We start from the raw sequence: 19,871 nt of genomic DNA, 5'->3' as shown, positions 1-19,871 counted from the left end.
ATACCCCATGTGGTGTCACTATTATTAGTCCCGTGTTGAAGAGGATCGCATTGCAGGAAACCTTCCTACGGCAGATTTTTCAGCACGAGTCTTGGTAGGTAACTGAAGGATGGGGCTCAATGGTGCGGCCAATCTTCGCAAACCGTTCAACACGTGGAACCGTGTTCGCGGTTCTCGCCGCGTTTATCGCGGTCATCATGGTTTTCGCTTCGCAAACGGTTTATGCCTTTGGTAGCGCCGATAAAAGCGGTGGCACCAAAGCGTATGAGCTAGAAGGTGTGTGGAAGGACCAGCCAGAGGTCGTTACCTCGGGTCTCGATGTTCTTTCTATGGTGTGGCACCTGGACATCAACGATTCGGCACCGGCGCCAGGCAATGATCCAACCACTGGCAACCTCCTGACTGTCACGGTGAAGAACGCGCACTTTGGCGAGATCCCCGCTGAATGCCTCAGTGGCGATCAGGGTGCTTCAAAGATTTCAGAAGATAAGCGCACCCTGACGTGCGACATCGGTGAGCGCGATGAGGGTACCGCTCAGATGGTGTTGTCGGGCGTCAAGGTTGATGGCCCGGCTGAGTCGAAGGTCTCTGCGAAGGCAACCTTCCGGGGTCTTGAAGCTGAGCTACCGGAGATCCCGATCGTCGCACCGTTCATCATGGACGCTAAGTTCGACGCTGGTGCACCGAGCTCATTGACTGGTCAGCCAGACACTTACCAGGTCATGTCTTTCCCGTTCTCGTTGGTGCATTCAACGGGCTCGGCGGCAGGCCCGGAAAGCGTGAGTTATGACATCACGATCAATGGTGTCCGCGGTGAAAGAATCACTACGCAGGATGTAGCGTGCGCGCCTATTGATCGCGTGCATTCTGGTTATCCGTACTCAGCGCCGGGTAAGCCGCAAGAGCAGACCGCTAACTTCCCTACATGCGAGTTCACTCTGGTTGACCCTGAGACGAACACCTTCCGATTGACGTTGTCTGATCTGGACTATGTTTCGAAGCGCCCGGAGCTTGACTCGAATGGTGTTCGTTTGCCGCAGGTTCAGCCGAAGCATCCGCGCGAGGTTATCGCCGCTGGAGAGCTGCGTGTCAAGGTTCCGTATAAGGCCTCCGGATCTGATTCGAACCGAAACACCAACGTGACGCTGAAGGCATCGACGCCGACGTACACCGCCGTCGACGGTTCAACGAGTGAGGACGACCCGTCGAACAACCAGAACCGCGCCCCGATGATCCGCGGCAACTGGACGGGGGCATGGGTTGTTGGGTCGCAGTACCCGAAGGCATACCCAGGTATCGGATGGTCTGATACGTCTCGCGCACCCGTGGGCGCTACTGTGATGTCGGTGTCCGGAATCGCCCCTCCGCGCGTTGAGGGCTTCTCTGACAACTGGATTTGTAACACCCTCGATACCGAGCGCGTCGATTTCGTCAACGCCCGTGTTGTTGCTGACCCCTACGCGAAGCCGAACGTCTACTATGGCGAAAACGTGGACGACCTCAAGATCCTCTACTACACGGGTGAGGTTGAGGACCCTAACCTTTTCAAATGCGGAACCGAAGAAACCCCGTTTGATGAAGGGAAAGATGAAAAAGACGGCTGGAGCTACACCAAGCCGGCAGACCTCTCCACGGTGAAGGCGGTCAAGCTGCGTGTGCCTCGCGATAAGGGCCACTTGTCGAAGCTCGCACAGTCATACTTCTACCTGGTTATCGAACAGAAGATTCACGATGACGTAGAGATTGGCGCAGACGTGTGGGCGTGGACTTCTGTTCTCAACGAGACACGAACCGACTGGACGATGGGTCTTGACGCGAAGATTGCTTATGACCGCGTCACTAACGAACGGGAGATCACTCCGGGGTTCGCATCCCCTGGCGTTATCACTGACGGGGTCCGCTATCCATATGCAGGCCCGGGGCGTGACCTTCTGCGCGTGGTTCCCTCGTTGCCTGTTGTAGTCAAGGACGTGGCCCAGCCGGAGTATGGTCCGGGTGAGGAAGCTGACTATACGATTCGTTATGGCCTCGAATCCGAGGTTGCGAACATGCCTAAGGATCAGGTGGTTATTGAAGACACCCTGCCGGCGGGCATGGAGTATGTTCCGGGTAGCGCTGACGTTGAGCCTGACGTGAAGACCAACGCTAACGGCCAGCAGGTTTTGACGTGGACGAAGGACGACGTTGAACCTAATATCCGCGTCTTTGAGGACGGCAACGCTTACGTCATTAACTACAAGGCGAAGTTGCCTAAGGACGCAAAGCCTGGAGCGGTTTACACCAACGAGGTCGCGGCATCGAGCCAGGGCCAGACCCGCAAGGCGACAGCTAAGGTGACGGTGCCGCGGGCCGGCTACACGTCGCTGAAGAAAAACGTTGAAACGCCTGTTGTTGAGACGACTCGGAACGGTGTTGCGGCTAACGAATGGACGCTTAACCTGACCTCGAATGACCCGACACGTTCGAACCTCACTGACGTGATCGATGTGCTTCCGTCAAACGATGATTCCCAGGGTTCGAAGTTTGATGGCACGCTCAAGGTGACCGGAGTTGAAGGTGCTGAAGGCGCTAAGGTCTACAGCACCACTGTGGATCCAGCTGAGATTGATGAAGACCCGAATGCCAAGGTCAATGGCGGCACCGGAACGCCGTCTGACATCTGGGAAGAGGGTGTGAAGGAGGACGCGACCGCGCTCCGTATTATCACCGAAGCCCCGCTGGCATTTGGGGATACGCAGACGATCATCGTGAAGACTGAGCTGCATCAAGCCCAGCATGGCGATGTTGTTGTCAACAAGGCCGTGGGTCGCGCTGAGAACACGAAACTGCGGATGCGTACGTCTGCGCAGTTCACGGTGCGTACGCCTGTCGACGTCAGCGTTGAGAAGGTGTGGAAGGACGAGAACGGCGAGACTCTTACGGAGACTCCGGACTCGGTGCAGGTGCAGTTGATGCGCCAGCAGGGAGATAAAAGCACCCCGGTGGGCGAGAAGGTTGTGCTTTCAGCCGCAAATGACTGGAAGCACACGTTTGAATCGCTTCCAGCCGTGGTCGATGACGAGCCGGTCAGCTACACAGTGAAGGAAGACTCGGTTGAGGGCTACACCTCGCAGGTCGAGGTTGCGGACGCCGGCGGCGTCTTCGAGGTAACGGTCACGAATACACGTGAACCGGAGCCAACACCTGAGCCAACACCTGAGCCAACCCCGGAACCAAGCGAGGAACCGACTCCGGAGCCAAGCGAGGACCCGACGCCGGAGCCAAGCGAGGAACCGACTCCGGAGCCAACGCCTGAGCCAACGCCGGAGCCAACGCCGGAGCCAACGCCGGAGCCAAGCGAGGAGCCGACGCCTGAACCGTCCCCAGAGCCAGGTGACGAACCAACACCTGCTCCTACCCCGGAGAAACCGGGGGTTCCTGAAAAGGGACTGGCTCGAACTGGTGTGGAGGTTGCAGGCTTCCTCGCGATTGCGGCCACGTTGCTTACGGGTGGGTTGTTCCTATTGAGGCGACCACGTAAGCAGTGAAACTCACGCTAGCAGTAGCTAGCTGACAACGAAGCGGTGGCCCCTCTTTGGAGGGGCCACCGCTGTTGTGCTGTGTTGTCATGTGCTGTGTTGTCTTGTACAACCATGCAAGCCCAAGACCGACGGTCGGTCGGCTGAGGCTGCGTGGTTCGGTTTAGCCGATTGGTTCTGGCATCGGCTTGACGGTGTAGGCGATTTCGATGCTGTCGCCAGTGTCTGGGTTAGTCATCGCTACGCGCCATGCGTTCGCGAACTGGTCGACCTCGCCGTCCATAGGGATGGTGCCGGAGATCAAGATGGTTCCTTCTTCGGCGTCGCCGCGTTCGGTGAGCTTCTCAATCCAATACTTTGGTGGCAAGAGTTCAGCTAGGGTTCCGTTCTGGATCTGCTTTTCGTTGCCGTCGGCGTCCGTGACAAAAGCCTCCAGTCGGATGGCGTCGAGGTTTTCTTCAACGTCCTTCAGACGCCATGCCTTCTTGCCCAGCACGTCTGGAGACGCGTTCTTGCTCCAGGCGACGCCGTGCTCTTCCAACGCACGGTCGGTGTGGTCGCATGCCACCGTGAGCAAGACGTCGTTGGCCGTGAAGATGATGGCCCACTCGGCTTCGCCGGATGTCTTGTTGTGCTGGACATCGACAACCTCGGTCTGTTGCGCGAGGTAAGGGGACACAGGGTATAGCGATGGGATGGTGGTTGGGGCAGGAACGCGAGCTCGGCAAGTTCATCGATATGGGCCTGGACGTCCTCCTGATTGCGGCCCGCGTAGCCGGCGTTGAGGAGCTTCTTGACGTTGATTGTTTCGGTTGATCCGTCAGGTAGTTCGAAGCTAAGCGTGGTCATTTTCATGCGTCCTTTCGGGCTTTTTCGTGTGCGCCGTCGGGTTTAGAATCTCAGAGTTCATTCTTGTATACAACTTGTATATAATCAACGATACCTGTGATCTGCTTCACTAACGAAAGGTTGTTCGAAGTGAGCTCGACGCCTAGTCCGGCTAACGCAAAGCCGGAAGTTTCAAAGAAAGATTTGTACAAGGCCTTCGTGGCGAGTCTGAGCGGAACCACGCTGGAGTGGTACGACTTCGCGATCTACTCCGCCGCCGCGGCCATCGTCTTCCCGCAACTGTTTTTCCCTACCGATGACCCGATGACCGGCGTCTTGCTGGCGTTCTCCACGTACGCGGTGGGTTACATTTCGCGCCCGGTTGGCGGCATCGTTTTCGGTCGCCTCGGTGACCGGGTGGGCCGTAAGAACATCCTGGTGTGGACACTGATTCTGATTGGTATCGCGACCGTCCTGATTGGTGTTCTGCCAACCTATGCTCAGATTGGTGTTGCCGCTCCGATCATCCTGGTGCTGTTGCGCTTCGCGCAGGGCGTTGGCGTTGGTGGCGAGTGGGGCGGCGCCGTCTTGCTCTCCGGTGAGTACGGAGAGCCTGAACGCCGCGGCTTCTGGTCTTCCGCTGCACAGGTTGGCCCTCCTGCAGGTAACCTGCTCGCTAACGGTGCTTTCGCGCTGCTTTCCCTCGTCCTCACGAACGATCAGTTCATGTCATGGGGTTGGCGTGTAGCGTTCCTGGTTTCTGCGCTGCTGGTCGCTTTCGGTTTGTGGATTCGCCTCAAGCTGGAGGACACCCCGGTGTTCCGCGCCGTGGAGGAATCCGGCGACAAGCCAGAGAAGCCGATCACCGAGCTACTCAAGTCTGAGCCTAAGCAGCTGGTTTCCGCGATCCTTTCCCGCATCGGCCCGGACGTGACGTACGCGCTGTTCACCGTGTTCACGCTGGCTTACGGCACGCTGGTTTTGGATCTTGAACGCACGATGGTGTTGTCGGCTGTCATGATCGGTTCCGTTTTCCAGCTGGTTTGTATCCCGCTGGCTGGGCACATCTCGGACAAGATCAATCGCCGCTGGGTCTACGGTGTTTCCGCTGTGGCGGCGGCAACGTGGGGCTTCATTTTCTTCCTCCTGCTACACACCAACCCAACCCTGTGGATGTACGTGGGTATCCCGATTGGTCTGTTCTTCCACTCGTTCATGTACGGCCCACAAGCGGCATTCGTGATCGAGCAGTTCCACCCACGTCTGCGTTACACGGGCGCATCCCTGGCGTACACCATCGCCGGTGTTCTGGGTGGTGCTATCGCTCCGGCAATGTTTACGCTGCTGCTCGATAAGACCGGAACCTGGGTCTTCGTCGCTCTCTACTTGGCGGTCGCCTGCAGCGTGACCATCATCGGTTTGGTCATGGGTCGCGACAACAACGTGGAAGAGGACTACGAATACCTCGAGTCCATCCACAAGTCCCGCCCGGTCATCGCGGAGAACTAAAGATCAGCTGCGGTTCCGCGGTCCGTGACCGCCGCTGTTACCAGGGGAAGCTCTTCCCACGGTCAAGCTGGCCGAGGAGGATATCCCGGGTGATGGTGATGTGGTCACGGATCGCGGCGACTGCGGCGTCTGCATCGCCGGCGTCAAGGGCGTCGAAGATGGCGTGGTGTTCACGCAGGACCTCTTGAAAACGGCCCTCATTCATGGCCGCGCTGATACCGAAACGCATGTGGGTGACGCGCAGCTTGTGGTACATCTGCGACATGACGGCGTTGTCTGCGGCGTTGACGAGGGCGGCGTGGAAGGCCTGGTCGATCGAGATGAACTCTTTACGGTTCGCGGTTGCGATGTCGAGGGCTTCTTGTTCGGCTAGGAGGGTTCGCATCGCGGCGCGGGGCACGGTGTCGGCGGCGATGGTCGCGCGGGCACAGTGCTCTTCGATGAGGGACCGCATCGCGAAAGTGTCGCGGACGTTCTTGGCTGTTGTCGGCGGAACGTACGCACCGCGGTGGGGGATCAACTCAACGAATTCATCGGCGGCGAGCATGATGAGGGCTTCGCGGATTGGGGTTCGCGAAAGCCCCAGCCGTTCCACCAAGGTGGCTTCGGTGAGGAAGGTTCCCTGTACTTCAGGGTCAGTGAGCACGAGCTCCCGCAATCGTTCGTATGCGGCGATGCGGGCAGCCGGACCAACAAGTTTAGCCATAGTTTCAACCCTAGCCTTTCGCTATTTAGATGTTCATAGCAGGTCAACGTTTGTGTCGACAAGAACCGGCGCAGTAGCTGGGGTGAGGAAGGAAGTTCAGTGAAGGTAGCAATCGCTCAGATCAATTCGAGCTCGGATAAGCAGAAGAACCTGGACCTGATTCAGCGCAACGTTGCGGACGCTACTGAGCAGGGGGCGCGGCTGGTGGTGTTCCCGGAGGCGACGATGGTCCCGTTCGGTAGCAACCTGGCCGATGCCGCGGAGGAGTTGGATGGTCCGTTTGCTCAGCGTGTGCGTGAGCTGGCGGCTGAAGCTGGCGTGGTGGTGGCTGTGGGCATGTTCCGCCCGGGTGGCGGCGGCCGCGTCATCAATACGTTGTTCGTGACGGGCGTCGATGCTGCCGGCGAAAAGGTCGAGGCGCATTACGACAAGATTCACCTCTTCGATGCGTTCGGACACAAGGAGTCCGATGCGGTGGTTCCGGGGGATGATCTTGTTGCGGTGAACATTGACGGTGTCACCGTAGGTTTGACGATCTGTTATGACGTGCGGTTCCCGGCCTTGTACACCTCGTTGGCACGCGCAGGTGCTGATGTGATTGTGTGCTCGATTTCGTGGGGCTCGGGCGAAGGCAAGGTTGAGCAGCTTCAACTGTTGGGCCGTGCGCGCGCCTTGGATGCGACGGCATTTGTGGTCGGGTGCGACCAGGCGGATACGGCGGTGACCGGGGCGGAGTCGACTCCTGGTTCCCCGAACGGTGTGGGGCATTCCTTTGTGGCGGGTCCGGACGGCAACATGATCGCATCGGCGGGAAGCGACGTTGAACTGCTGGTAGTCGATCTTGATCTTGATGCGGTGGCGCCTGCACGCGAGAAGTTGCCTGTGCTGCAGAACTCGCGCTTGGAGGGTGAGAATCACGTCCGCGTGATGTGACTGACGCCTGCACACTATCGAAGCGGCGGCCCCGGATAAGTTTCTATCCGCGGCCGCCGCTCGCGCATGTGTCCGCAAATCTTGTGTCTGTGGTTCGTGCTGGCGCGTTCCCAAGTTTCACCACCAAGCACATCGCGGAGCAGAGCGATGCTGTCCATCACACGAGGGTTGCCGTAGTGGCAGGAGTATCAGTAGAATCGAACGCAACATGACCGGTACCGCTACCCGCTTTCGCGGGAGCCCAGGGCCGGTCTTTTCTTTTCTCGAGAGTCTTTTCTAGAAGAGGACTAACGGTTGCGATGAAGCATTTCAAGACTGTCTCCGAATTGGTTAACGTGCTCCAAGCTCGGGGGATGCACATAGCTGATACGAACATGGCGGAACAGCATCTATCTCGGATCAGCTATTACCGGCTGTCTGGTTATTGGTATCCAATGCGCCGTCGTACACCGGATAAGAGAATGCCGCTGGATGATTTTATTGATGAGGCTTCGTTTGATCTGGTGCTTGACTTGTATAGGTTCGACGAAAGATTGCGGCGGGCAGTCTTTACCGAACTGGATAGGCTCGAGCTGGCAGTGAGGGCCATGCTTGGGCATGAACTGGGTGCCATTGACCCTTTGATCTACTTGAAACCAGAAAAACTGGGTGCACGGGCGGCTCAACGCGACAAGCAGGGCAGGGTCGTATACAGCGTGTGGATTTCACGTTTCGAGCGGGAGCTTGCGAAGTCAAAAGAGGATTTCGTTCATCACCATCGGGCAAAGTATGGAGGACAGCTTCCGGTATGGGCGGCTGTCGAAATCATGGACTGGGGCATGGCCTCGCATCTTTTCGGTATGGCTCCCAACAGGGCACGTGCCGCGATCGCCGCTGGGTGCGGCTTGAACGCTGCTCAACTGGAATCTTGGCTCAAATCACTCAACATTCTTCGTAACCTTGCTGCTCACCACGCTCGCATGTATAACCGTACTTTCGACATCAAACCCAAGCTGAACAATCACCCCACGATGCAAGCTGTGCGGAGTGTGGTGAATAGACTGTTCGGCCAGCTCACTATGGTTCAGTATTTGAACCGTGAGTTGGGGCTGTCGGAAGGTAGCCGTTTGCCTCGACTTCTGAACACCTATCCACACAATGATGTGGTTCCACTTTCGCGAACGGGTGCTCCTGCGAATTGGGAAACTCTAGAGCTTTGGAATGTCAATTAGGAGTGTGCGACGCGATTCCGTGTCTAAGGGAAGTATGGTGCTCATTCGCGTGGCTGTGGTGAAATAAAAATCGTGGGTCCGCACCCCGCCGCTTTTGAGTTCGAAAGGCTCCGCATGCGTCGCACCACCGCCGCCCTCTCCGCCGTCCTCCTCAGTGTTGGCTTGGCCAGCTGTTCCCAAAGCAATAACGATGCGCCACAGCAGGAGCAGGGCCAAAGTCAGCAGATGATGCCTCAACAGCAGCAGGGTCAGCCGCAGCAACAAGGTCAGCAGGGGCAGCCGCAGCAGACTCCGACGCAACAGCATTAGAACCAGCAGCATCAGAGTCAAACGACGCCGGCACCGAGCTATTCGGCGCCGCGTAATCACCCGAGTAACGGCGGGCTGAAACCTGACCTTTCAAAGCTGACCCAGCCGTCGGGCCCCTATGAGAAAGCTACGCTGAGTCATCCTGCGCGGAACGTGCCTATCCCGCGGCTGAGTCCGAATGTGAAAAACGACCGAGCCGGCGTCAAGGAGACCGTGCGGTACTTCATGGCTTCCCAAGAATATGTTCGGCAGACCGGTAAGGCGCGGCCGCTAGCTGATGTGGCGTCGGCAAGCTGTGAAACCTGCTGGCTATACGCCACAAGTGTGAATCATCTGACGTATTCCAAGGGCAACTGGTACGTGGGTGACGGGCTCACCTATGACGAACGCACGCTACAAATCCAGGAGCATCCTGACCGGCCGGGGGTAGTTGTCGCATCCTTCGATTTCTTTGAGAACGAGGTGACCCTCGTTGAGAACGGCCGCCCGCAGGTGGTGGCGCGGCCGAACACGTTCCGCTCCACGATGACCATGGAGTACACCCCATCCGTGGGGAGGTGGATCATCCTCCACCTCGACAACCAGCCACGGTGACGCTGGCGCATGAATCCCATTCTTACCCGGAAATACAACGACCCCGAGCGTGAAGCTCGGGGTCGTGGGGTAAGGTGCACCGATCTACATCGGCGCTCGATGCCTTTACGCTAGCATCCTCGTCCCGTCACTTCCTGCGCGTCAGGGCCAGCAGTGTCAGCCCGATGCCTGCCACGGTCCAGGCCGCCAGTACCAGCAGAGCCTGCCCACCGACGGAGTAGGTGTCAGAGACCAGTCCGGCGCGGATCACGTCCCCGGCGGGCATGACCGGCAGTAGCTTGTGCACTCGGGCGTACCAGTCGGGTAGCCGTTCCACCGGGAAGGTCACGGGGGAGAACATGAGCACGAAGAACACCATCACCTGGCTGACGACCTGCGCCAGCATCGCCGGTAGGGTCACAGCGATCGCGTAGCCCACAGCGGTGGCCATCACGGTCACCAGGAGCACTCCGGTAATCAGCAGCGGCCAGTCTAAAGAGAACTCCACATCGAACCGCCACCACGCTGCCAGTCCGGCAACCACCACGCTGGGCAGGGCCGAGGCGCTCAGCGCCAAGACGCGCGAGGCCCTGCGTGAGGCGATGGGTCATCGGCTGCGTCGGGTGATGCCGAAGCCGACCGCTGACTAGCTGGATGCCAGCAATTCGATGAGGTCTTTGGAAACGAAGCCGCGTTTCCCCTTTCCCACATTGAGTGGCTCAAGCACCCCGGTTTTCAAGAGATGGTCAAGAGCGTTCTTCGCTGACGTGGTGGTTGTTCCGGTTAGTTGGGCTGCCAGGCCGACGGTGAGCATCGGGAGCTTGGGTAGAACATCAAGGATCTTCCACACGGTTGAGTCTTCGCGCGGTTTTCGTTTGCCGGTCTGCTCGGCATAGGTGGCGACCATGTCCCGGGCATCGCGTTCAAACTCGTCGAGCTCATCCCTGAGCGCAGACGCAAGATCCACAGCGGCATCAGCGGCCGCGATGAATGTCCGGAGCCATGCGTTGATGCCTTCGCTGACGTTGAGCTCACGGACCGGTTCAGCGTCCGATGCGAGCTCAGCACCGTGCGGGATGCCGCGGAATGCCATGAGCCCGGAAATGTATTCATCTGAGCGTGTGAGTAGAACCTGGCTGATGGGCAGTACGGAGCTTTCTGTGAGGCCGCCCCGGACAAGTACGGTGTGGATGAGTGCGCGGCCGATGCGCCCGTTGCCGTCAGCGAAAGGGTGCAGGGTTTCGAACTGCGCATGCACCAGGCCGGCCTGGATAAGGCACCCTACGGCGGCGCCGCTCATGAATTCCACGAGGTCCTCAACCGCGGGAACTAGAGCGTCTTCCGTGGGAGGAATGAACTCGGCTTCCCCTGGGTGGATCTCGCTCCCGCCCACCCAGTTCTGCCTGTCACGAATACCTGAGGCGCTCAGATGGGGTAACAGTTCGGTCTGTAGCTTTTCGATGTCAGCCCACGTGATGTTTTCGGCTACGCCGAGGCGTTCAACAGCGCTCGTGAGGGCCGCGATGTTGGCGGCGACTTCTGCCGCTACCGACGGATTCCGAGCATCAAGGGTGCTGTTCGTGGGTTGTTCGAGTCGTTTGAGCTCTTCGACCACGATGTTTCGTGCGTTAGACCGTAGCCCTTCCATGTAGGAGCTTGAGACTGCTTCGCTACGCAGAAGGTGGCGGGAGACGGCTTCGAGTTTGCCTGCGGCGTCGTGAAACTTCAGGTTTCGGATGCGCCGTTCCACGCGCCCGGCTTCGGCCGCTACTGCCGGGTCGATGCGCCATTCAGGTGTGGTGAGTGAGAACGGTTGGTACGCCCAGTAGGTTCCGTGCCAGCGGTCGCGCGGGCGCCGTGCATTGTCAGAGGGGGTCCACTCCCTAGCTGTCCACGACATAGGCACTAGCCTTCCAACAATCGATGCATTCTCTCAAGGATAAAAGTTATCCTTGAGAAAAAGCATGCTGTATCCAAGGATAACGCTTATCCTTGACTCTTGTCCCTGTCTAGCCAAGGGTAAGTGGGAGCCTTACTGGCGTTCTCAGTGCTCAAAACCAAAACGACGGTGCCGAGCGCCGTCACCTAGGTGATCAGTCGCTCGGCACCGTCGCTATGAACAGGAACTAGCTCAGTAGGAAGTAGCTCAGAGGCTCGCTACTGGGTCTTGACCATCCTTGAACGCAATGAACCGGTCCTCTGGAAGCTGATCTGCATCAACCAGGTGTGCCAGCACCTGTGCAACCAGTTCCCGGCTGGTGTCCGTGTTCTCCGGTACTCCGTTGTTGGGGTTGAAGCGTTGCATACCCGTCGGTGCGTCTTCATCGGTGAGCAGGCCCGGGCCAGCGATGGCGTAGTCCAGGTTGGTGCCCTGCAGGTGTTCGTCAGTGGCGCGCTTGGCTAGTACATAGTGGTGGAAAGGATCTTCCTCGTCGATGGGGTGCACGAAGGAGGTCGCGAAGCTCACCATGAGGTAGCGGGGCTTGCTAGCGGCGCGGGTGGCGGCGTCGATCGATGCGATGGCAGCGTCGCGGTCGATGGCATAGGTCTGGTCGACGCCGTTGCGGCCACCGTTGCCCGCGGCCCAGATGACGACGTCCTTGTCGCGTAGCAGCTCGTCCCACGCGGCGTCGTCGAAGTAGAGCATCTCGGCAATGCGAGGCCGCGCACCGAGCGCTACGATGTCCGCCTCGTACTCGGACTTGCGGATGAGGGCTTCCACGTTGTAGCCGGCTTTGGTCAGCAAGGGTAGCGTGCGCAGGGCAACCCGTCCGTGGCCGCCAATGACAAGGACATTTTTAGGTGTGCTCATGCCAACAACCCTACGCGCGGAGTCTGGCGCGAAGATGTGGTCGCAACCCCGGCGTCATCGTGCACCGCGCCCAATCGCGCGGCGCATTGTTCTCGGTGTTGAGGGCTGGCGTATCCTGACAGAAATGCTTTTTTCGGGCTGTTTTCGCCTGCCTTGATGGATGCTGAGGGTTTTGTGGGTTCTTTGTCGCGTGAGGTTCAGCGGGATCGTTTGCACAGGACTATTTGGGAGGTCGCGAACGAGCTCCGCGGCGCGGTGGACGGTTGGGATTTTAAGAGCTACGTGCTCGGAATGCTGTTCTATCGCTTCATTTCGGAGAACCTCGCTACCTTCATCGAAAAGAACGAGGGCGAAGGCTTCAGTTACGCGGACCTCACTGATGAGCAGGCTGAACCGATCCGCCAAATGATGGTGGATGAAAAGGGTTTCTTCATCCTCCCCTCGCAGCTGTTCGTGAATGTGCGCAAGCGGGCGGCGCAGGATGAGAACCTGAACGAGACCCTGGAGAAGGTTTTCCAGAGCATTGAGGGTTCGTCGGTGGGGCATGCGAGCGAGGATGACCTCAAGGGCCTGTTCGATGATCTTGATGTGAACTCGACTCGCTTGGGCAACACGGTGGAGCGCCGTAATGAGAAGCTGCGGAAGCTGCTTAACGCGATCGGTGAGCTGGATATGGGCGAGCAGCACGATGAGGGCATCGACATGTTCGGTGACGCTTACGAGTACCTGATGCAGATGTATGCCTCGCAGGCCGGTAAGTCGGGTGGCGAGTACTATACCCCGCAGGAAGTCAGTGAACTGTTGGCGCGCTTGACGGTGATCGGTAAGGACAGTGTGCAGCGCGTGTATGACCCGGCTGTCGGTTCGGGTTCGCTACTTCTTAAGTTCGCGAAGGTCCTGGGCCCTAATGGTGTGCGGCAGGGGTATTACGGTCAGGAGATCAACCTGACTACGTATAACTTGGCGCGTATCAACATGTTTTTGCATGACGTGAACTATGACAAGTTCAATATTGCGCATGGGGATACGTTGATTGATCCGCAGCATTGGGATGATCAGCCGTTCGATGCGATTGTGTCTAACCCGCCGTATTCCACACGGTGGGAGGGCAAGAATAATCCGTTGCTGATTAACGATGTGCGGTTCGCTCCGGCTGGTGTGTTGGCGCCGGTGACGAAGGCAGATCTTGCGTTCACGATGCATGTGCTTTCGTGGCTTGCGGTCGATGGTACGGCTGCGTTGGTGCAGTTCCCTGGGGTTTTGTATCGCGGGGGTACAGAGCAGAAGATCCGTAAATATTTGGTGGATAACAACTATGTCGATGCGGTGATTCAGTTGCCGGAGGACATGTTCTTTGGCACCACGATTGCTGTTTGCGTGCTCGTGTTGAAGAAGTCCAAGACGGACAACGACGTCTTGTTTATTGACGCGTCGAAAGACTTCGTCCGGCAGGGTAAACATAATGTGATGGCGCCGTCGCACCGTGACAAGATCGTGGAGATGGTCGCGGAACGTAGCGAGGAACAGTACGTCTCGAAGCGGGCGAGCGCTGAGGATATCGCGGCGAACGACTACAACCTGTCTGTGAGCTCGTATGTGGAGATGGAAGACACCCGGGAAAAGATCGACATTGAGGCGTTGAACGCCGAAATCGCGGAAATCGTGAAGCGTCAGGCTGAGCTGCGCACGAGCATCGACGCGATCGTCGCCGAACTCGAAGCAGGTGCAACCAAATGAACCGCATCGAAAAACTGATCCAAGAACTCTGCCCCAACGGGGTTGAGCATAAAGCGCTTGGTGATGTTGGAACATTTGTGAGGGGCGGTACGTTTCAACGCAAAGATCTGTTTGATTCAGGAAAACCGGGGATCCATTACGGTCAAATTCATACCGTTTACAACATCTCTGCGTCTAAAACTATCTCTTTCCTCAACGATTTAACATATGAGAAAGCGCGTAAGGCTCAGCCAGGTGCGTTGGTCATAGCGACGACGAGCGAGGACGATGAAGCGGTCGGTAAAGCAGTTGCCTGGCTAGGGGATAGCCCTGTCGCAGTGAGTGCGGATGCGGTTATTTTTGAGCATCAGCAAGACCCAAAGTTCGTGTCTTACTGGTTCAATACGCAAGAGTTCCATCAGCAGAAGCTTCGGTACCTGACGGGGACGAAAGTCCGGAGAATATCGACAGCGAACCTTGCAAAACTGGTACTCCCGGTTCCGCCGATTGAGGTCCAGCGGGAGATCGTTAAGATTCTTGATCTTTTTACTGAGCTCGAGGCTGAGCTCGAGGCTGAGCTCGAGGCTGAGCTCGAGGCTCGCCGGAAGCAGTACGAGCACTACCGCGACCAGCTCCTGACCTTCCCTGAAAATGGGGGGGCGACCTGGACACCGATGGGTGACGTTGTCCGGTTGCGGAATGGCAAAGACTATAAACACCTCGGTGCGGGAACTGTTCCGGTGTATGGTTCCGGTGGCGTTCTGGCGTATGTGGACGAGCTGCTTACGTTGGAAAAACCGTGCTCGTACCCCGAAAAGGTTCGATATCTTCGGTTTACTATGTCGACGGTCCCGTATGGACAGTGGACACGTGCTTCTATTCAGAAATCGACGAAACGCGACTGCACCCTCGATTCCTCTACCACTACTTAGTTCGGGAGGATTTAGGTCGCTTGAATACTGCTGGAGGCGTTCCATCGCTGACTCAGAAAGTATTGAACCGGCTCATGCTGGCGTTACCGTCCCTGGCGGAACAAACACGCATTGCGGATGTCCTCGATAAGTTTGATGCGTTGGTGAACGACTTGTCGTCCGGTTTGCCTGCCGAGATTGAGGCTCGGCGGAAACAGTATGAGTACTATCGAGACAAACTATTGACGTTCAAAGAACTGCAACCAGAAGCGGCATAAACTCGCTTCCAATTGAGGTTTAGCAGAGCAGGGTAGGGGAATGGCAAGAATGGAGAAATCCGCAGTCGAGGAACTGAACCGCGGGAAGATCGCTCCCATCGCGGTCAGTGACGAAGCGACCGTCGTCGCCACCTACGAAGCCGACACCACCGCATCGGACACCTACCAGTCTGAAGCGCAACTCGAAGACGCCCTCATTGCACAACTCCAGGCGCAAGCCTACGAATACGCTGACATCCGTGACGAGGCCGCCCTCGTCGCGAACCTGCGCGCCCAACTCGAAACACTGAACAACATCCAATTCACCGACGTCGAATGGAAAACGTTCTTCGAAACCTCCATCGCCAGCGCCAACGAAGGACCCAAAGAAAAAACCTGGCGCCTCCACAACGCCAACACCCAACTGCTACAACGCGAAGACGGAACCACCAAAAACATTCGGCTGCTCGACAAAACCCACATCCACAACAACAAACTCCAAGTCATCAACCAATACACCGTCGACGCCGGAACCACCCCAGGCTCCGCGACCCACTCCAACCGGTACGACGTCACCATCCTCGTCAACGGGCTGCCACTCATCCACATCGAACTCAAACGCCGCGGAGTCAACCTCCGCGAAGCGTTCAACCAAATAGCCCGCTACCAAAACCATTCCCTCTGGGCAGGCCACGGACTCTTCGACTACGTGCAAGTGTTCGTCATCTCCAACGGCACACTCACCAAGTACTACTCCAACACCACCCGGCCCAAACCAACCGACAACACCAAACGCACCCCCAACACGTGGGCTTTCACCTGCTGGTGGGCAGACAGCCACAACAAAGTCATCCCAGACCTGAACGGCTTCACCCGCACCTTCTTCGCCAAACACACCATCCTCAACATCCTCACCAAATACTGCGTACTCCGCGAAGACGGCAACCTCCTCGTCATGCGGCCCTACCAAATCGCCGCGACCGAACGCATCCTCCAACGCATCGACGTAGCCGCCAACAACAAAATGCTCGGCACCACCCAAGCCGGCGGCTACATCTGGCACACCACAGGCTCCGGCAAAACACTCGCCAGCTTCAAAACCGCGCAACTAGCCACCGCACTCCCCAGCAACCCTAAAGTCCTGTTCGTCGTAGACCGCAAAGACCTCGACTACCAAACCATGCGGGAATACGACAGCTTCAAAAAAGGTGCCGCGAGCTCCAACACCTCCACCAAAATCCTCACCCAACAAATGGGGGACCCCAACGCGCGCATCATCATCACCACCATCCAAAAACTCTCCAACTTTGTTTCAGCGAACGCGAAACACCCGATCTACAACGAACACACGGTGATCATCTTTGACGAATGCCACCGATCCCAATTCGGTGAAATGCACAACGCGATCACCAAAAAATTCAAAAAATACAACATCTTCGGATTCACCGGAACCCCGATTTTCCTAGACAATGCCGGCAAATCCTACGGCGCACGCGACGGCCGCGTAGTACTGCGCACCACCGAAGAAACCTTCGGTGAACAACTCCACACCTACACAATCGTTGACGCGATCGAAGACAAAAACGTCCTCCCATTCAAACTCGCCTACAACAACGTGCTGGCGCGCGCCGGCCAGGGTGAGACTGCTGGAGCAAGCCGCACGCAAGAAGAAGCGGCACTCATGGCGCCCGAACGCATCAGCGCCGTCACCAGCTACATCCTGAAACACTTCAACCAACACACCCGCCGCCTAACCGAAACCGGCGAAACGAACACCACATACATCCACACCGTCACAACCAACACCGCAGACGTCGCTCGCACACCGGGTAGAGGCGGTGAAGCGATCACAGTCAAGCGGCGGGTCAACGGCTTCAACGCGATGATGGCCGTGCAATCCGTGGAAGCCGCCAAGCTCTACTACAACGAGTTCAAAGCCCAACAGGCCGAGCTGCCGGAACATCAGCGGCTCAAAGTCGCCACGATCTTCAGCTACGGAGCCAACGAAGACCCCGAAGCCGGAATTCTCGCAGAAGAAGGGTTCGACACCCGCGGGCTCAGCGGTGAGAACCGCGAATTCCTTGACACCGCCATCGCCGACTACAACCAGGTTTTCGGCACCAGCTACGACGCCAACGGCGACAACTTCCAGAACTACTACCGCGACCTCTCCATGCGGGTCAAAGACCGCGGAGTAGACCTGCTGCTGGTCGTGAACATGTTCCTCACCGGCTTCGACGCGCCAACGCTGAACACGCTCTACGTAGACAAGAACCTGAAATACCACGGGCTGATCCAGGCGTTCTCACGCACCAACCGCATCCTCAACCAGGTCAAGCGGTACGGGAACATCGTGTGCTTCCGCGACCTCCAAGAGAACACCGAAGACGCGCTCGCCCTGTTCGGGAACGCTGACGCGCAAGGCATCGCGCTACTGGAGCCGTACGAGCACTACCTCGATCAGTACCGGCTCAAAGTCGCGGAAATGTTGGCCTTCCACGCGCCCGGCGCCGGCGTTCCTACGAGCGAAAGCGAACAGCGGCACTTCGCTGAAATTTTCGGCGAGATCCTACGGCTGAGGAACCTGCTGGCCGGGTTCGATGAGTTCCCCGACGATGACGACCTCACCCCGCGTGACCTGCAAGACCTGCAGAGCGTCTACCTCGCAGTGCGAGACGAGATGCGTGCCGACAACGACGCGAACGAGCCGCAACCGGAACAGCTTGAACTCGTGTTCGAGATCGAGCTGATGCGGCAAGTGGAAGTCAACGTCGACTACATCCTCATGCTGGTTGAGAAGTTCCGCGAACCGATGCTGAAATCCCAAGTTCCGGACTACCAGTACAAGGAACAAGTGCTGCAAGCAGTTGAATCCAGCCCCACCTTGCGCGATAAACGAGACCTGTTCATGGACTTCATCGAACTCGTCAACACGGACGCGAGCGTTGCCGAACAGTGGGTCACGTTCATCAGCCAACGCCGCGAACAAGAACTTGGAACCCTCATTGAAGAGGAACGCCTCCGCGAGCCTGCCGCGAGGGACTTTATGGAGAGCGCCTTCGACGCCGGGGAAGTCCCCCGCATCGGAACCGACATCGGCAAGGTGCTACCGCGCATGAGCTTCTTCGGTAACACCACCGGTGGCGAGAGCCGCGCCGAAGTCAAGGAACGCGTGCTCAACAAGATGAGCGAATTCCTGGAACGCTACGAACCGCTTGGGTGAGCAGCGCTGAGGGGATCAAGCAACGCTTCGCTAAGAGGCAAGCGTTCATGCAGTACCCGAACTTCCTCGGCTACGACAAAGACCCCGACGACGCCCAACGAAATGCCTATCTTCAGGGCATCGTCCAGAAGGGTGTAGGAGCGATCTCCTTCAGCGGGAACTACCGTTCAAAGAGAAGCGAGGGTCTCCCGTTCAAACTCGAGTGAGTTGAAGGCATCTTCGAGTTCAGCTGGAATGTCCCCGTTGTTATCGGCATGGATCTCGACCTTGTACGTCACGCCATTCGCATCAGCGTGCCAGTACTGGAATGGTGCTGTTTTTCCGACTCGGGCGAGCACCCCCTCGTAGCCGTAGAACGTCGAGTCTCCGATGCGGCGGGGCTCGATTCCGGTTACGTCAGAATATGCGCGCTTGTTCTCAGCATCTTCTTCCATGGCCGCGGCCGAATAACGCTCGGCCCCGTTCTTGGCTTTAGCGCCGAAGTCCATCACGGTCAGGTACGCGAATTCTGGCCAGCCGTTTCTCAGCTCAAGCTCATCCTGATCAGCATCGGCTGGCACAACCATGAGGATATAGATGTCGAGTCCAGGGATATTCTCTGTCAGTGCCATCCAACCATCTGGAACCTGCATACGCAGGTGATGCTGGATTTCCAATGTTTCGCCTTGAACCGGTTTCTGCGTCTGTTCTGCGGTTAGCGACTGTGAGCTTGTTGGAGTTTCAGTTTTTTCGGGAGCTTCGTTTCCGGCGCAGGCGGTGAGAGCCAACAGTGCGAGGCCGGATACCGCCACTGCCTTACTCAAAACGGAAAAGCGTGCCATCCCTTAAATCCAATCTCACATGAATAACGTTTTTCCAAATCCTACCGGCGAGACTCAAAGGCGTGCCAGGTGAAAATTCATGAAGCGGGAAGTGCCGAATGCAAAGGATCCGGCCACTAGGTTTTGGTGATGTCAGACTAAAGGTCCGGTAACTTCAGCTTCGAACTTTTGGGTGAATGGGGGAGACCTTGACGTCCTCTCCGTTGATCTCCCGTCCCTCAAGCGTCTTCACATCTACACCCTGTTGTTGAAGATCGAAGGACAGATTATCCGAATGGGTCTGCGCAGTTCGCGACGAAGAGATTCCCTTTTGGACGATCAGCCGGCTACCCGCCCCATCGCCCTCACAGAGCTCTTGACTGAGGATAATCCCAACATAATCCGTTGAGCCGCGCGGAAGCGGCTCCCAACCTTCTATCGTGATTTGCGCTGAGGTTTCGGGACTGGACGGTACCGCATTCTCTTTAGACCCACCGCAGGCTACAACAGCGAAAACAATCCCTAACGAAGCTAGGGCCGCAACCGCTTTTAGGATAGAGCTTTG

Annotated in this window: 17 protein-coding genes and 1 pseudogene; 10 read left to right on the top strand and 8 right to left on the bottom strand. The window is 57.6% G+C overall.

What is annotated here, in order from left to right; translation table 11 throughout:
- The first annotated feature begins 119 nt into the window (after nucleotides 1-119).
- A complete protein-coding gene (locus CAY35_RS08595) occupies nucleotides 120-3,527 on the top strand; it encodes a Cna B-type domain-containing protein (RefSeq protein WP_109304209.1) in 3,408 nt (1,135 codons plus the stop codon).
- 154 nt (nucleotides 3,528-3,681) lie between these two features.
- Here the strand turns inward: CAY35_RS08595 and CAY35_RS08590 are convergent.
- Nucleotides 3,682-4,367 (bottom strand): annotated as a pseudogene (locus CAY35_RS08590) (DUF2848 domain-containing protein).
- 129 nt (nucleotides 4,368-4,496) lie between these two features.
- Between CAY35_RS08590 and CAY35_RS08585 the strand changes: the two are divergent.
- Nucleotides 4,497-5,855, top strand: a complete 1,359-nt coding sequence (locus CAY35_RS08585) for an MFS transporter (protein WP_109304234.1) — start codon at nucleotides 4,497-4,499, stop codon at nucleotides 5,853-5,855.
- A 37-nt stretch (nucleotides 5,856-5,892) separates the two neighbouring features.
- On the opposite strand, the gene CAY35_RS08580 is transcribed toward CAY35_RS08585, so the two are convergent.
- Complete coding sequence (locus tag CAY35_RS08580; protein ID WP_109304208.1) at nucleotides 5,893-6,561, bottom strand: GntR family transcriptional regulator; 669 nt, start codon at nucleotides 6,559-6,561, stop codon at nucleotides 5,893-5,895.
- A gap of 99 nt (nucleotides 6,562-6,660) precedes the next feature.
- Between CAY35_RS08580 and CAY35_RS08575 the strand changes: the two genes are divergently transcribed.
- The gene (locus tag CAY35_RS08575; RefSeq protein ID WP_109304207.1) at nucleotides 6,661-7,494 is read left to right on the top strand and encodes a carbon-nitrogen hydrolase family protein; all 834 of its coding nucleotides are present in this window, start codon (nucleotides 6,661-6,663) and stop codon (nucleotides 7,492-7,494) included.
- Nucleotides 7,495-7,793: 299 nt separating this feature from the next.
- Nucleotides 7,794-8,705, top strand: a complete 912-nt coding sequence (locus CAY35_RS08570) for an Abi family protein (protein ID WP_109304206.1) — start codon at nucleotides 7,794-7,796, stop codon at nucleotides 8,703-8,705.
- On the opposite strand, the gene CAY35_RS09645 is transcribed toward CAY35_RS08570, so the two are convergent.
- Nucleotides 8,682-9,026: a hypothetical protein gene (locus CAY35_RS09645; protein ID WP_181377544.1), complete on the bottom strand. Its 345-nt coding sequence runs from the start codon at nucleotides 9,024-9,026 to the stop codon at nucleotides 8,682-8,684. The two genes, CAY35_RS08570 and CAY35_RS09645, sit on opposite strands and share 24 nt — an antisense overlap.
- Nucleotides 9,027-9,089: 63 nt before the next feature.
- Here CAY35_RS09645 and CAY35_RS08560 point away from each other — a divergent pair, with 63 nt between their 5' ends.
- The gene (locus CAY35_RS08560; RefSeq protein WP_309136532.1) at nucleotides 9,090-9,608 is read left to right on the top strand and encodes a DUF6318 family protein; all 519 of its coding nucleotides are present in this window, start codon (nucleotides 9,090-9,092) and stop codon (nucleotides 9,606-9,608) included.
- A gap of 127 nt (nucleotides 9,609-9,735) precedes the next feature.
- Here the strand turns inward: CAY35_RS08560 and CAY35_RS08555 are convergent, their stop codons facing one another.
- The 3 genes from CAY35_RS08555 to CAY35_RS08545 form a co-directional block, all read right to left on the bottom strand.
- Complete coding sequence (locus CAY35_RS08555; RefSeq protein WP_181377543.1) at nucleotides 9,736-10,164, bottom strand: ABC transporter permease; 429 nt, start codon at nucleotides 10,162-10,164, stop codon at nucleotides 9,736-9,738.
- Nucleotides 10,165-10,233: 69 nt separating this feature from the next.
- Nucleotides 10,234-11,487, bottom strand: coding sequence for a Fic family protein (locus CAY35_RS08550; RefSeq protein ID WP_109304202.1), 1,254 nt, complete (start codon nucleotides 11,485-11,487; stop codon nucleotides 10,234-10,236).
- 246 nt (nucleotides 11,488-11,733) lie between these two features.
- Nucleotides 11,734-12,399 carry an NAD(P)H-binding protein gene (locus CAY35_RS08545; protein ID WP_109304201.1) on the bottom strand — a complete coding sequence of 222 codons (666 nt, stop codon included), beginning with the start codon at nucleotides 12,397-12,399 and terminating at the stop codon, nucleotides 11,734-11,736.
- Between the two features lie 156 nt (nucleotides 12,400-12,555).
- On the opposite strand from CAY35_RS08545, the gene CAY35_RS08540 reads away from it, so the two are divergent.
- Genes CAY35_RS08540 through CAY35_RS08520 form a run of 5 tightly spaced genes read left to right on the top strand, consistent with a single transcriptional unit; the run spans nucleotide 12,556 to nucleotide 18,712 of the window.
- Nucleotides 12,556-14,136, top strand: a complete 1,581-nt coding sequence (locus CAY35_RS08540) for a type I restriction-modification system subunit M (protein ID WP_258265717.1) — start codon at nucleotides 12,556-12,558, stop codon at nucleotides 14,134-14,136.
- Complete coding sequence (locus CAY35_RS08535; RefSeq protein WP_219930468.1) at nucleotides 14,133-15,047, top strand: restriction endonuclease subunit S; 915 nt, start codon at nucleotides 14,133-14,135, stop codon at nucleotides 15,045-15,047. The genes CAY35_RS08540 and CAY35_RS08535 overlap by 4 nt, the downstream gene beginning before the upstream one ends.
- Nucleotides 14,939-15,304 (top strand): restriction endonuclease subunit S, encoded by a 366-nt coding sequence (locus CAY35_RS09735; RefSeq protein ID WP_258265723.1) that lies wholly within the window; start codon nucleotides 14,939-14,941, stop codon nucleotides 15,302-15,304. Before CAY35_RS08535 ends, CAY35_RS09735 begins: the two co-directional genes overlap by 109 nt.
- A gap of 49 nt (nucleotides 15,305-15,353) precedes the next feature.
- Nucleotides 15,354-18,506: a type I restriction endonuclease subunit R gene (locus CAY35_RS08525; RefSeq protein ID WP_109304200.1), complete on the top strand. Its 3,153-nt coding sequence runs from the start codon at nucleotides 15,354-15,356 to the stop codon at nucleotides 18,504-18,506.
- Nucleotides 18,503-18,712, top strand: coding sequence for a hypothetical protein (locus tag CAY35_RS08520; protein ID WP_109304199.1), 210 nt, complete (start codon nucleotides 18,503-18,505; stop codon nucleotides 18,710-18,712). The genes CAY35_RS08525 and CAY35_RS08520 overlap by 4 nt, the downstream gene beginning before the upstream one ends.
- On the opposite strand, the gene CAY35_RS08515 is transcribed toward CAY35_RS08520, so the two are convergent.
- Together CAY35_RS08515 and CAY35_RS09730 are read right to left on the bottom strand one after the other, a co-directional pair.
- A complete protein-coding gene (locus CAY35_RS08515) occupies nucleotides 18,674-19,327 on the bottom strand; it encodes a hypothetical protein (protein WP_109304198.1) in 654 nt (217 codons plus the stop codon). The two genes, CAY35_RS08520 and CAY35_RS08515, sit on opposite strands and share 39 nt — an antisense overlap.
- A gap of 154 nt (nucleotides 19,328-19,481) precedes the next feature.
- The coding region (locus CAY35_RS09730; RefSeq protein WP_219930466.1) for a hypothetical protein at nucleotides 19,482-19,871 on the bottom strand (390 nt) is incomplete at its 5' end.

This window comes from Pseudoglutamicibacter cumminsii (assembly GCF_003143995.1).
GTDB classification, from domain to species: Bacteria; Actinomycetota; Actinomycetes; order Actinomycetales; family Micrococcaceae; genus Pseudoglutamicibacter; species Pseudoglutamicibacter cumminsii_B.
The sequence above is the reverse complement of the archived record's forward strand: the minus strand, read 5'-3'. Positions and strand labels throughout refer to the sequence as shown.

What these genes read in the sequence shown, in the direction of transcription:
- CAY35_RS08595 (WP_109304209.1), top strand. Translation starts at nt 120, where the DNA reads ATGGTGCGGCCAATCTTCGCAAACCGTTCAACACGTGGAACCGTGTTC.
- CAY35_RS08580 (WP_109304208.1), bottom strand. Translation starts at nt 6,561, where the DNA reads ATGGCTAAACTTGTTGGTCCGGCTGCCCGCATCGCCGCATACGAACGA.
- CAY35_RS08570 (WP_109304206.1), top strand. Translation starts at nt 7,794, where the DNA reads ATGAAGCATTTCAAGACTGTCTCCGAATTGGTTAACGTGCTCCAAGCT.
- CAY35_RS09645 (WP_181377544.1), bottom strand. Translation starts at nt 9,026, where the DNA reads ATGCTGCTGGTTCTAATGCTGTTGCGTCGGAGTCTGCTGCGGCTGCCC.
- CAY35_RS08550 (WP_109304202.1), bottom strand. Translation starts at nt 11,487, where the DNA reads ATGTCGTGGACAGCTAGGGAGTGGACCCCCTCTGACAATGCACGGCGC.
- CAY35_RS08545 (WP_109304201.1), bottom strand. Translation starts at nt 12,399, where the DNA reads ATGAGCACACCTAAAAATGTCCTTGTCATTGGCGGCCACGGACGGGTT.
- CAY35_RS08540 (WP_258265717.1), top strand. Translation starts at nt 12,556, where the DNA reads ATGGATGCTGAGGGTTTTGTGGGTTCTTTGTCGCGTGAGGTTCAGCGG.
- CAY35_RS08535 (WP_219930468.1), top strand. Translation starts at nt 14,133, where the DNA reads ATGAACCGCATCGAAAAACTGATCCAAGAACTCTGCCCCAACGGGGTT.
- CAY35_RS08525 (WP_109304200.1), top strand. Translation starts at nt 15,354, where the DNA reads ATGGAGAAATCCGCAGTCGAGGAACTGAACCGCGGGAAGATCGCTCCC.
- CAY35_RS08515 (WP_109304198.1), bottom strand. Translation starts at nt 19,327, where the DNA reads ATGGCACGCTTTTCCGTTTTGAGTAAGGCAGTGGCGGTATCCGGCCTC.